A 13,368-nucleotide genomic window follows, 5' to 3' on the forward strand; every position below is an offset into this window, starting at 1 on the left:
AGGCATTCGATGACCGCCGAGCGCAGCGCCTCGGCGGCGGCGAGCAGGTCGGTCTCCGCGCCCGCGCCGGGCTCCTCGATCACCCCGTCGATGACGCCGAGTTCCAGCAGCGACCGGGCGTCGACGCGCAGCGCGGCGGCGGCCCGGGGCGCTTCGGCCGGGGTCTTCCACAGGATCGACGCGCAGCCTTCGGCGCTGATCACCGAATAGACGGCATTGGCGGACATGAGCACTCGATCGGCGACGGCCAGGGCGAGCGCACCGCCGCTGCCGCCTTCGCCGGTGACGACCGCAACCACCGGGATCGGCAGGCCGGCCATCAGCCGCAGGTTCTCGGCGATGGCCACCGCCTGCGCCCGCTCCTCGGCTTCGATGCCCGGGTACGCGCCCGCGGTGTCGATGAGGGTGAGTACGGGCAGCCCGAGTTTGGCGGCCAGCCGCATGACCCGGGCGGCCTTGCGATAGCCCGAAGGATTCGGCATGCCGAAGTTGCGCTGCGCCAGTTCGGTTGTGCTGCGGCCCTTCTGGGTGCCGATGACGACGATCGGGATCCCGGCCAGGCGGCCCGGTCCGGCCACGATCGCCGGGCAGTCGGCCGAGGCGCGATCCCCGTGGAGTTCGACGAAGTCGTCGACGACCAGGCCGATGTAGTCCAGGGTGGTGGGGCGGCCGAAGCGGCGCGCGGCGCGCACGCACTCCCAGGCGTCGCGTTCGGGCAGGCGCGCGGCATCGGTGACCAGTGCCCCGGTGCGAGACCCGCTGTCCACCACGGCGTCCGGGCGACGCGAGGCCACCGACAGCAGCCGGGTCAGGGTGGCCGGGAGTTCGGCGCGCGGCCTGATCATGTCCACGACACCGTGTTCGAGCAGGAATTCGGCGGTCTGGAACTCCGGCGGCAGACTCTGGCCGATGGTCTGCTCGATCACCCGGCGACCGGCGAAGCCCAGACGCGCACCCGGTTCGGCGATGATGACGTCGGGCAGGGTGGCGAAGGAGGCCGCGACGCCGCCGAAGGTGGGGTCGGTGATCAGGCCGACGGTCAGAATGCCCGCCTCGTCCAGCTGCCGGAGGGCCTGGCTGGTCTTGGCCATCTGCATGAGCGCGAGGATGCCCTCCTGCATGCGGGCCCCGCCGGAAGCGGTCACCAGGATCAGCGGAGTGCGTTCGGCGAGAGCGATTTCCGCGGCCCTGGTGATGGCCTCCCCGACCGCAGTGCCCAGACTGCCGCCGAGGAAGCGGAAGTCCATGACCGCCAGGATCGCGGCGAATCCACCGATCTCGCCGCGCGCGCAGACCACCGCCTCGGCCGATCCGGTGTGCTCCTGGGCCGCGCGGAGCCGCTGCGGGTACGGCTTGGTATCGGTGAAGCCCAGGGGGTCGGTGTCGGTGACAGCGAGTTCCAGAACCCGCACCGAGCCCGCATCGCACAGCGTGGCCAGGCGTTCACCGGCGGTGAGCGGACCGTGGCAGCCGCAGGCCGGGCACACCTGAGCGGCCAGTTCGAATCGCTTGCGGTACAGCATCTGTCCGCATCCGCCGCACAGCACCCACTCCGGGTGTGCGGCGGCGGGCCGGTCGGATTGGACGACGGTCATGATCATTCCTCCAGCGGGGTGGGCAGATAGGTGCAGGCCGCGGCCGGCAGCCGCGCGCCCGCCTGCCGCAGCGCCGCCACCCGCGCGGTCACCGCGGTGCCGCGCATGATCTGCGCCGCCAGCTCGGCCACCTGACGGTTGCGCGCCGGGGCCAGAAACGACCCGGCCGCCCACGCGTTGAACGCGCCCATGGCGGGACCGCACCACACCTGATAGTCGGTGGCGCGCTCCGGTTCCCCGCCGATGCTCCACGCCGAGGACAGGCCCAGGTACCAGCGGAAGATCAGCGCCATCTTGCGTTTCGGATCGCGCTCGGCCCGCACCAGCTGCTCGGGATCACGTTCGGTGAAGTACCCGACGCACCCGGCCCAGACCTCGTCGAGTGAGCGCTTGAAGGTGCGCTCCTCCAGCAGCAGGCGCTCAGCGGCCGGGATGGCCTCGATCGAGTCGCAGGCGCGGTAGATCTCGTAGAGCTGCTTGGCCCGCGCCGCGAACATGGTGCCGCGCTTGAGGACCTGCACCTCGACGCCCATCTCGAACATGTCCGCCGAGGGGGCCATGGCGCAGTCGGCGCTGCCCGCGGTGACCAGCAGCTGCTTGGTCGACTCCGACTGCCCGGCTTCGACACTGGCCTGATTGATCGAGCCGGTCACCACGTAGGAAGCACCCAGGGACAGGGCGGCGAAGGCGGCGGTGGGGGTGCCGATGCCGCCGGCCGCGCCGATCCGGACCGGTTCTGGATAGCCGAGTTCGGACTGGACACGGTCGCGCAGGGCGATCAGTTCGGGCACCAGCACGGTCAGCGGCCGACGGTCGGTGTGCCCGCCCGAATCGGCCTCGGCGGTGATGTCGTCGGCCATCGGCACCCGCCGGGCCAGTTCGGCCTGTTCGGCGGTGATCAGACCGGCGGCGAGCAGCTCCCGGACCATCGGTTCGGGCGCGGGCCGCAGGAACAGTTCGGCGACCTCGAGCCGCGACACCTTGGCGATCACCTTGTTCTCGGCGACCACCCGGCCCGCCCGCAACGCCAAGCCCGCGAGCCGGTAATGCACCACCTGCGGGGTGAGGCTCATGAACGCCGACGCCTCGATGCACCGGACCTGGTGGCGCAGGCACAGATCCACCGTGGCGCGCTCCATCGCGAGCTCGCTGGGACTGTGAATCAGATTGCAGGCGAACGGCATCCCCGGCGCCTCATGGCGAATCTCGGTGAGCGCCTCGTCGATGCGCGCGGGCAGCACACCCGCGGCGCCGAAGGACGCCAAGATGCCCTCGCGAGCCAGCGCGATCACCATGCGCGCCGAGGCGATGCCATTGGCCATGGCCCCGGCCATGTAGGCATGGCGCACGCCGTGAGCGCGACGGAAGGCTTCGTCCCCCAACACTTCCGGCCGTCCGGCCGGGACCGCGGCGAGCACCTGCGCGGTGCGCGCCGCCGCCGGGTCGTTGGTGGCCGCGAGACCGGATTCGGTGCGCACCAGGAAGAACGGGTCCTCCAGCCGCAGCAGCGCGGCCTGCACGCCCGCCACATCGGCGGCCATTCGGGTGGGTACGGCGCTCACCACGGCAGCGCTCCTTCCGCACGCAGTTCGACTGCGATATCGCTCAGTTCGTAGATGCGCAGGCCGGGCTTCCACATGCTGGCCTCGCCGACCACGCGGACCCGGCCCGGCCGCCGCTCGACCCGCTCGATGTGGACCTCGAGGGTGAATTCCCCATCGGTGGGCAGGAATTGGCCGCGGTATTTCCAGGTGAACGGCAGCCCGGCGGGCAGCACGAACCCCGGATTCTCCAGGCCGTCGGCGAACCCGCTGTCCAGCACCCATTCCTGCATGGCCTGGATGCAGGATTCGATGCCGAAGGAACCGGGGATCACCGGGTCGTAGCGAAAGTGCCGCGCGAACACCCAGTGTGACGGGTCGATCGGCTGCACGGCGTGCAGATAGCCCTGCCCGTAGCGGCCGCCGCCGTCCACCACGCGCACCTGATCGAGCAAGGCCAGGTGATCGCAGGAGACCAGCCGCGCGGCAGGGTCGTCACGGCGGGCGGCCACGTCGATGATCCGGCTCGCGGGCGGGGTGTCCTGGCTGTCGAGCCAGGTCGGGATGAGGCGGCCGGCGTCGAGACCGGTCTGGTTGGCCATGGCGGCATCGCTGAAGTAGCCGAAAAGCGTATCACCCGAATAGAAGGGCTCGCCGTCGACGGTCATCGTATAGGCGAAGTTCTGCAGCGTCGAACCCGGCACCGGCGAGGTGGACAGCAGCTGCGAGTGCTCGACGATGGTCTTGTCGCGCAGGTCCACCTCCCGCAGCACCGTGGCCGTCCCGCCCAGATTGCGCAGGCTGACCGTGGCGCCTGGGTCGTCGAGGGTCGGTCCCAGGTAGTAGCCGAGCAGCAGCGCGGCCTGCAGGGAGGTCTCCATGTACACGCAGTTGGGCATGGAGGCGTTGGCCGTGTCGCTGTAGTACCAGGAATCGGCGGGCGAATCGTATTCGGTTCGGTGCGAACCACTGTCGAGTTTGCCGCGGGTGCCCGACATCTCCATGAAACGGTCCACCAGCAGCAGCCCGCCGTCCGGTGGACGGGTGGCCTTGCGGGTGCTGTTGCCGGTGAACTCCGGGCCCATACCGATGCCCTGATCGCCGCGGCACATGTGCGCGAGATGGAATTCGCTCAGCAGCGCGTGTTCGCCGAAGCGGCCGACACGTCCCAGCCAGCGGGCGGGAACGCCGCCGAGCTCGGGACCGATCGGGACGCCCGGCTTCTCCACCACCGCGACGGTCACCCCGCGCACCCAGCCCAGCACCGCGCCTGCCGCCGAAACCTGTGCGTCCACCCGCAGATACGGCCTGGGCACCAGATCGATCTCGGTGACCTCCACCACGAGGTCGATCTCGCCGACCGGCAGGGGCTCGCAGTCGAACACGACCGGCAGCTCCGGCAGTCCCGGCGCGGTCCGTTCGAAGGTGGCGTCGGCAAGGCACAGGTGCAGGCCCGCGTGCAGGGCCAGGATCTGCGCCGCCTGCACCACGGCCTCGATCACCACGCCGGAATCGAGCGCCGTGCCATGGGAGGCGGACGGGCGCAGCAACGCGGTCAATCCGCCTCTGCCCCAAGCCCCGCCGTACACATCCAATCCGCGCACCGCCGCCAGTGTGGAACCGCTGGTGCGGATGTCCGGGTTCGCACCGTCCTGGGCGTAGCGGTCGCCGAACACCGCCGCGATGGCACCGGTGGCGAGGTTCGCCAGCGCGGCGTCATCGAGGTCGGTGACAGTGGTGCGGGCCAGCGGCTTGAAACGGGCCTCGGTGTCCGCGCGCGTCCCCGACGCGCGCACCCGCGGGGCCGCCGCGCCCGCAGACGGTGCCGCGAGTGCGGTGTGCGACTCGAATGCCCTGAGCTGCATGGCCGTTTGTGCTCGCAAGACCTGCTCATGGGCGCGGACCATGGCGAACCGCAAGTCCCGAACCAGGCCCGCGACGCTCTCCGGTGCGGGTGCGATCGGCCGTTCGGCGGTGACCTGGACGGGCCGGGAGTCCGTGGCCGCACGCGCCGGTGCGGGCGGCTGGATCGCAGGTCCGGTCAGGGCGAGCGCGTCGAAGGGCTCGCCGACGAAGTCGAGTTCGGATGTGTTCACTGCGCAGTCTCCGTCCGCCAGTTCGCCACCGATTCGGCGAATTTGGCTGCCATGGCCGGTGTCGCCACGAACACCAGCTCGTCGAATCGCATCAGTACCCTGCCGTCGTCGCCGGTGGCCGTGGCGGTTGCGGTGATGCCGTTGGCGTTTCGGCGAAGACCGTCCACGACAAGGAGGAAGTCCTCGTCGCCGGGCAGCGCCGCGTAGTACTCGGCGCTGCCGATGGCCACGGGCAGGCAGGCCTGCCCGAGCAGCCGGCCGCCGAGCACCGACGGGCCCTGCAACAGCAGGTCCGCCAGCACGGGGCTGTGCAGGCCACCAGCGAAGGCTCCGTTCGCGACCCGGGTGTCGGTGAGGCGGCAGCGCACGACCAGGCGTTCATCGGTGAACTCGAGGACCTGCCGCAGGCCTTGCAGCCGGGGGCCATGGAACTGGGTGGCGCTGGTGTAGATGGACGCGCCGTCCTGAGCACCGAGACCCGACGGATGCGGGGGCCGCACGGGTGCGACGCCCGGCGCGGCGGCCAGCTCCAGGGTGGCCGTGTAGTGCGAGACGGGCAGGGCACGTCCGCTGTCGCCACGCGCCGCGGCGTCTACGATCACGCGGTCGCCCGCGACGCGGGAGTCCGAAAGTTCCACCCAGCGTGGAATATCGGGTCCGTCGTCGAACACGATCCCCTTGTTCACCTGGAAGCCGGAGGCCCGCACCACCCGCAGCCCGGGGTGTGCTCGCTCCGCGGCATTGACCAGCCAGCCCAGACCGAATGTCGCGGGCAGCACCGCCTGCGCTCCGATACGGTGATCGCCGATGACCGGATCGTGGCGCAGCGCGGCAAGTTCCCGGCTGGCGATGCGGCCCGGTGCGGGCACCGGCTCGGTCCCGCCCAGCGCGGTGGCCGCCCCGACCAATACCCGGGTGTCGTCGCGGTGGGCCGCGGCGAACTCGTTGGCGAATGCCCGTGCGCCCGTGGCGGGATCGAGCAGGGGCACACCGCGCGCGGTGAACAGGGCGCGCAGTTCGGCGGTCACCATACCGCCGTCCCAGGCCGACCAGTCGATGGCGATGCCGTGCCGTTCGGGGTGCCGGTGCCGCCAGCTCGCGACGAACCGGGCCAGCGCCTCGTTGGCGGCCGCGTAGTCGGCTTGCCCCGGGTTGCCCAGCAGGCCGGCGATGGAGGTGAACACCACCAGGTGCCGCAGCCGCTCGTTGTCCACGGCGTCGAGCACGGCGGCCAGGCCCCGCAGTTTCGGTGCGAACACCCGGTCGATCTGCTCGATCGTCTTGTCCGGCAACAGCGCGTCGGCGAGCACGCCCGCCCCGTGCACGATGCCGGTCACCGAGCGATCGGCCAGGGCGGCCCGCACCGCGGCGGCGTCGGTGACGTCCACGGCGAGGTAGGTCGCCCGGGCTCCGGCCACGCGCAGCCGGTCGAGGGTGCCGCGGATCTCGCGGTGCGCGACCAATTCGCCGTGCAGGCGGGCGATCTCGCGCGGGGCCGGTCGTTCTCCCCCGGCCCGTAGCCGCTCGATCACCGCGGCGCGCAGGTCGGAGTCGGCCACGCCGGCCGCCCACTCCGGCTCGTCGGTGAGCTCGGTGCGGCCCAGCAGCAGGAACTCCGCCGGGCAGGTTTCGGCCAGCGCCGCCACACACAGGGCAGTGACGCCACGGGCGCCGCCGGTCACCACGAACACGTCATCGAATTCGAGTTCGGGGCCGTCGGTCGTATCGGGTCCGATCGGCGTCGCGTCCACCGGGTAGGGGTAGCGGCTCGGCACGACGGTGTGCCGGGTTCCGGTGCGGTCGACGCCGACCTCGAGGGTGTCCACGGCGGCATCGCCGAGTTCGGCCAGCACCACCGCGACCAGCTGGTCGTCGTCGAGGTCCGGGTGGACGTCCACGGCCCGGCAGAACAGCCGCGGGGCCTCGGCGGCAAGGGTTTTCACCACGCCGCCGACTCCCGCCACCAGCCCGGCGGCCGGAGCCGCCGTACCGATGTGCCCGAGCCCGCCGTCGAGGCGGGTCAGGGTGAGGAACGCCGCGCGACCCTCGGTGCCGGTCAGCGCCGCCGGTGCGTGCTTGGCCAGCAGGATCGTGTCGGTCAGCGCGGCTTCCGCACCGGCCCACGACGGCTCGCCGTCGGCCACGGCCAGGACCAGATCGGCCGGTGCGGCCAGGGCAGCGCTGATCGACTGCTCCACCGCCGCCGCGCCGGCGGCGCCGGAGAGGTCGACATGTCGCACGCTCCAGCCTCGTTGTTCCAGGCCCGCAATGATTTTCGTGGCATCGACGCCGCCGTGGTCCGCGACTACCGCGACGGGTTCGGCGCGGAACGGCCTGTCCATGACGTCGATGGCGGGCAGGTCGACGAGTGCGACCCGGTGCCGCAGGGTGGGTGCCGGACCGACCTCCGAGCTCGGCTCAGTGGTCGGCGCCGGTGCTTTTGGGTCGACACCACCCGCCTCTCCGACCAGCACGTCCACCATCTGGTCGAGAGTTCGCAATTCACCGAGTACTTCGGGGCCGATGACCGGCAGGTCAGGGAAGCGCTCCTGCACCACGCCGAGCACCTGGACCCGCTTGATGGAGTCGACGCCGAGGTCGGCTTCCAGATCCATGGTGGGGTCGATCAGGTCGGTCGGATAGCCGGTCTTGTCGGCGACGACCTCGACCAGCGCGGCACGCACCGCCTCGGCGTCGAGACCCTGGTCGTTCTCGGTCACGGGCTCCGCCACGATCGGCGGGTTCGGCTGGGTGGCAACCGGTTCCGGTGCCGCGACCGGGACCGGTGCCACGACGGCGGGCGCCGCCAGGGTCATAGCGGCGGGGACCACGGCTGCCGGGGCGGGGGCGAGCGCGGGCACTGCGGCGGTCAGCCGCCGGGGCGCGACGGGCGCGAGGGCGGGCGCGGGCCGGTATTCGACCGGTTCGCTCCAGACGGCCGGCGCCACACCGGATTCCAGTTCCGCCAGGCGAGCCAGCACTTCGGCGGCCCGCTCGTGCGCGTGGCCGATGGCCACGCTCTGGTCGCGCACCGACGCGATGACATTCGGCAGATTCGGATCGTCGAGCCCGTGCTGGGCGATCAGGCCGACCAGGGTCTCGGCCACGTTCAGCTGGCTGTCCAGGTAACGCGAGTGCAGCGCCAGGTGCTGGGCGGCCGGGTCGCCCTCGGATCGGTTCCGGGCCTGCGGATGAACGGTCATCGGGTCTTCCTCCTGAGTGTGGTGTGCCGCAGCCCCATTGCCGCCGGCCGGAGCCGGTGTGCCCGCCGGAACGGACGCGGGCGGGGTGGTGAGTGCGGAGATGCGGAAACCGTCGGTGAGCCCGTCCTGGTAGGCGGTGCGCCGGGCGGGCGAGATGTGTTCGGGAGCGGACATGCTGATGGTCATGCCCTTGCGGGCCGGTGCCACCGGCGCCGGCGCGTCATAGCGGTTGATGGCGTCGAGTTCGACACCCAGCACCGCGAGCTGCACCGCCGCCTGCTTCAGCGCGAGGTCGGAGTCGCCGAGCGGGCCGCTGTCGGTGGGGACGGCCACGATGTCGGCCTCGGCCAGGATGGTCCGGACCAGGCCGGTGAGAACCTGTTTGGGGCCGAACTCGACGAAGACGGTGACCCCGTCGGCGTGCATGGCGCGCACCGCCTCGACGAATTCCACCGGGCGCAGCAGCTGCCGGGCCAGGGTGTCGGCATTGGCCTTCGAGTCCGCGGAGTACGCGGCCCCGGGGCTGTTGGCGTAGACCGGTACCGCGGGTGCGCCGATCTCCACCGTGTCCAGCGCGGCGCGGAAATGCTCCACGGCGTGCCCGACGTAGGGGGTATGGAAGGCCGCGGACACCGGCAGCCGGCGCGCGGTGATCCCCTGGCTCGCGCACTCGGCGAGCAACGCCTCGACGGCCTCGGTGCCACCGCCCACCACCACCTGTTCCGGGGCGTTGTGGTTGCACACCAGCACATCCGGCGTCTCGGCCAGCAGCTTCTCGACCACGTCGCGGGTGGCCGCGACGGCGGCCATGGTTCCGGTGTCGGCGCTGTCGGCCACCGGCGCCATTGCCGCGCCGCGGGCGGCGGCCAGCCGGAAGTACTCGGCATCGGTCACCGCGTCGGCGGCCCACAGCGCGGTGAGCTCGCCGAAGCTGTGCCCGAGCAGGCCGTCGCAGCGCAGGCCCAGCTCGCGCAGGAAGCGGAACTGTCCGGCCGCCAGCGCGCCGATGGCGGGCTGGGCGTATTCGGTGCGGCGCAGCGTCGACTCCTGGCGCTGACGCAGCTCCGGATCGAAGATCGGCGGCGGGAACACGGCCGCGGCCAGGCCCGGATCCTCGCCCGGGAAGGCGGCATTGGCCGCGTCGAAGGCTTCGGCCAGCGTCGGGACGTTGACGACGGCTTCCAGGCCCATGTCCAGGTACTGGCTGCCCTGCCCGGCGAAGAGCGCGCCGATCTTGACACCCTCCGGCGCCTGTCGGCGGAAGTACACGCCCTGCGGCAGCGACCACTGCTCGGCGTCGAGCTCGGCGGACAGCCGTTCGACCACCAGGGCACGCAGCCGCGCCTCGGTATCGTCGTCGACCGCAACGAATCCCACGCGGGCATGCGCGGCGGGCACGGGGCCGCCGTCGACGGCGGGCGCGCCCGAGTTCAGCAGCTCCAGCAGCGCGGCCGGGTCGGCCGCGTGCCACAGGTAGGCGCGCGCGGTGCGGTGCAGATTGCGCACCGCCGTCCGATCACCTTCGTACTCCTCGAGCACCATGTGGAAGTTGGTGCCGCCGAAGCCCATCGCGGAGGCGGCCGCGCGGCGCACCGCCCGGCGCGGATCGCGGATCCACGGACGCAGTTTGGTGTTCACGTAGAACGGCGCGGAATCGAAGTCGATGGCACTGTTGGGCCGGTCCACATTGATGGTCGGCGGAAAGACCTTGTGGTACAGCGCCAATGACAGTTTCATGACGCTGGCGGTGCCAGCCGCGCCCTTGGTGTGCCCGATCTGGGACTTCACGCTGCCCAGCGCCGCGCCGTGCAGCGGGGCCGCGTTGTCGGCGAGCAGCTCACGCAGCGCGGTCAGCTCGGTGCGGTCGCCGACGGCGGTGCCGGTGGCGTGCGCCTCGAACAGTTCCACCGACGCCGGGGAGCAGTCGGCGTCCTCGTAGGCGCGGTCGAGCGCGATGCGCTGTCCCTCGGCGCGCGGCGCGTAGATGCTGTTGGCGCGGCCGTCGCTCGAGGAGCCCAGGCCGCGGATCACCGCGTAGATCCGGTTGCCGTCGCGTTCGGCGTCGGCCAGCCGGCGCAGCGCCAGCATGCCGATGCCCTCGCCGAGCAGGGTGCCGTCGGCGTCCTCGGCGAACGGGCTGATCCGATCGGACTTGGACAGCGCGCCAACCTTGCCGAAGGACATGTACACGAAAATGGTGTTCTCGGTGTCGACTCCGCCGGTGATCATCATGTCGGCGCGGCCGTCGACCAGTTCCGCGATGGCCATGCGCATGGCCGAGAGCGAGGCGGCGCACGCGGCGTCCACGGTGCAGTTCAGCCCGCCCAGGTCGAGCCGGTTGGCCACCCGCCCGGCCACCACATTGGCCAGGAAGCCGGGGAAGGAGTTCTCCTCCCAGGGCGCGAACGCGCGCACGTAACGGTCGGCGATCTCGTCGGCGTCGGCGGCGGTCAGGCCCGCCGCCCGCACTACCTCCTTGAGCACCGGGGTCGATAGTCGCGCAGCCAGCGGGTGCATGAGCGGCACCGGACCGGTGGTGCCGAGCACGACTCCGGTGCGGGCGGGCCGATACCAGTCGGAGCCGTCGGCGCCGGTGTCCCGCAACAGGTCTCGCGCGACCATCAGGCTCAGCGTCTGCATGGTGCTGGTGACGTCGAGCTGGTTGGGCGGCAGACCGAATTCCAGCGGATCGAAGTCGACGTCCGGCAGGAACGCGCCGCGCCGGGCATAGGTCTTGTCGGGGGCGTCGGGGTTCGGGTCGTAGTAGTCGGAGATCTTCCACCGCGATTCGGGCACCTCGCTGGTGCAGTCCAGACCGTCGACGATGTTCTGCCAGTAGTCCCGGTGATTGCGGGCCATGGGGAACAGGCTCGACATGCCGACAATCGCGATCGGATTGTCGGCCAGTCGCCGTCCGATCCGCGTCGTTTCCTCGCTCACTGCTTTCCTCTCTGAGTGGCCGGGCCTAGGCCGCGGCCAGCGACATCCCGGTCGTGTGCGCCAGCAGCTCGGCCACCGAGCGGGCGAAGTACTCGTGCCCGAGCGGGCTGGGATGCAGGCCGTCGGGCGACCACATGGCCGGATCGGCCCATTCGGGCACGGCGGTGACGTCCAGGCACAGCGCTCCGGTGCGTGCGGTGGTCTCGCGCAGGGCGTCGTTGGCCCGGGCGAAGCGGTCCCGCAGCAGGGTCCGGAAGGTTTCGGGGACCGGCAGATTGGCCGGGATGTCGGCGTACGTGGCGGTGAAGACCACCGTGTCCATGCCGGTGGTCTGGTCGAAGATGGCGGTGAGATTGCGCGCGAAGCGCTCCGGGTCGTAGTCCCCGACCAGGTCGTTGACTCCGACGATGACGCCGATCACCGGCGCCTTGTTGCTCAGGGCGCGGGTCAGCTGGTGGTCGACCACGTCCTGGGTGGTGGCCTGGTAGGCGCCCAGGTTGCGCACGGAATCCGCAGGCAGCCAGAGCATGTCGGCCAGGCGGGGCACCCAGCCGTGCCAGCCGCCGCCCGGCGCGGTGTCGCCGCGCCCTTCCACGAAGCTGTCCCCGAGCGTGGTCAGTCTGATGGTCGCCATGGTGGTGTCTCCGATTCGACTGGGGGCGATCAGGATTGGCCGGCGGAGTACATCCGCTCCGCCGCCGGCGTGCCCGCGGCGGTGTAGAGGGTGTCCAGGTGCTCGGGAGCGAAGAACTCCTTGCCGTGCAGGCCGCCGCCGATCAGCCGGAAGAACTGGGTCAGGCCCAGCTCGCTCTCGCCGGCGGCCCGGAAGACCGTCTCGTAGAAGGGCGGAGCCTTCAGCTCGGAGATCATGCAGGTGAAGTTGAAGGTGTCCAGGCTGCGCTCGTCGCGGATCCGCTCGTACTCGGCCACGGCCTCATCGATGGGGCGCTCACCGGACAGGCCCGCGTGCAGCTGCTCGGCCAGCACCTCGGTGTAGACCAGGGCGTCGGAGATGCCCCAGCCGGTGAAGGGGTCCTTGTGGTAGCCGGCGTCGCCGACCAGCGCCCAGCCCGGGCCGGTCGAGCGGCGGTAGTAGTTGTCCGGGTAGCGCATGGACCGCAGCCGCTCGGCCCGCTTGCCGTTGTCCCGCAGTTGCGCACCCATTTCCGGCAGGATCTGGTCGAAGACCTGCTGGAAGTTGGCGTCCACATCGGTGCGGAATTCGGCGAATCGGTCCAGCGGGCGCATGATGGTGACCAGATGCTGATCGTCATTGGTCGGCCAGGCGCCGAACTGCTGCTTGCCCATTCCGGTCCAGTGGTGGAATTCCCAGTCCAGGCCGTCGTAGTAGGTGTAGTAGACGAAGCAGGAAGCCGGTCGCACGGTGTGGTATTCGGCGTCGACCAGATCGCCGACGGTCGAATTGCGGCCGTCCGCGCCGACCACGAAGGTGGCGCGGAATTCCTGCTCGGGCCCGTCGGCGAGGTTGCCCTTGACACCGCACACGCGGCCGTCCTCGACCACCAGACCGGTGACGGTGAACCCCTCGATCACCTCCGCGCCCGCTTCCCGGGCGGCATCGACCAGCAACGCGTCCAGCACGGTACGCCGCGGCGCGTACACCTCGTCGATGCCCTCGACCTCGGCGAAACCGCGCAAGGTGATGCCGGTGTAGGAGAAGTTCAACCGGCGGATGGGGGTGACGCCGCTGGCGACCAGCTTGTCGAGCAGGCCCCAGTCCCTCAGCCGGGCCACGCCGACCTGGTGCATGTAGTGGGTCGACACCACGTCGCTGGGGAAGGTCGACCGGTCGACCACCAGAACGCGATGTCCCTGGCGGGCGAGCAGCATCGCGAGGGGCGAGCCCGCGCAACGCGCGCCGACCACGATCACGTCGTACATGGAAAATACTCCCTACTGCCGTGAATTCGACATGATTATTCTCGAGGTCCCGTACCGGGGCTCTCAAGGTCCGAGAATTGAATCGCATTGT

The 13,368-nt window shown here is 71.0% G+C and carries 6 protein-coding genes; all 6 read right to left on the bottom strand.

Translation table 11 applies throughout. The features are described 5' to 3' along the window. Positions 1-1,595, bottom strand: a 1,595-nt coding sequence (gene accD / locus ACFV4K_RS07755; protein ID WP_379272946.1) for an acetyl-CoA carboxylase, carboxyltransferase subunit beta, incomplete at its 3' end; no start/stop codon positions are given. Positions 1,596-1,597: 2 nt separating this feature from the next. Continuing rightward, entirely contained in the window at positions 1,598-3,157 is a 1,560-nt protein-coding gene (locus ACFV4K_RS07760) for a PfaD family polyunsaturated fatty acid/polyketide biosynthesis protein (RefSeq protein WP_379272947.1), read from the bottom strand. Continuing rightward, positions 3,154-5,232 carry a beta-ketoacyl synthase gene (locus ACFV4K_RS07765; protein ID WP_379272948.1) on the bottom strand — a complete coding sequence of 693 codons (2,079 nt, stop codon included), beginning with the start codon at positions 5,230-5,232 and terminating at the stop codon, positions 3,154-3,156. The genes ACFV4K_RS07760 and ACFV4K_RS07765 overlap by 4 nt, the downstream gene beginning before the upstream one ends. Next, positions 5,229-11,375, bottom strand: a complete 6,147-nt coding sequence (locus ACFV4K_RS07770; RefSeq protein ID WP_379272949.1) for an SDR family NAD(P)-dependent oxidoreductase — start codon at positions 11,373-11,375, stop codon at positions 5,229-5,231. Before ACFV4K_RS07770 ends, ACFV4K_RS07765 begins: the two co-directional genes overlap by 4 nt. Positions 11,376-11,400: 25 nt before the next feature. Beyond that, positions 11,401-12,009, bottom strand: coding sequence for an SGNH/GDSL hydrolase family protein (locus ACFV4K_RS07775; protein WP_379272950.1), 609 nt, complete (start codon positions 12,007-12,009; stop codon positions 11,401-11,403). Between the two features lie 29 nt (positions 12,010-12,038). Then, a complete protein-coding gene (locus ACFV4K_RS07780; RefSeq protein ID WP_379272951.1) occupies positions 12,039-13,277 on the bottom strand; it encodes an NAD(P)/FAD-dependent oxidoreductase in 1,239 nt (412 codons plus the stop codon). Positions 13,278-13,368 lie beyond the last annotated feature (91 nt).

Origin of the sequence: Nocardia sp. NPDC059764, assembly GCF_042732555.1 — a bacterium.
Lineage (GTDB): Bacteria > Actinomycetota > Actinomycetes > Mycobacteriales > Mycobacteriaceae > Nocardia.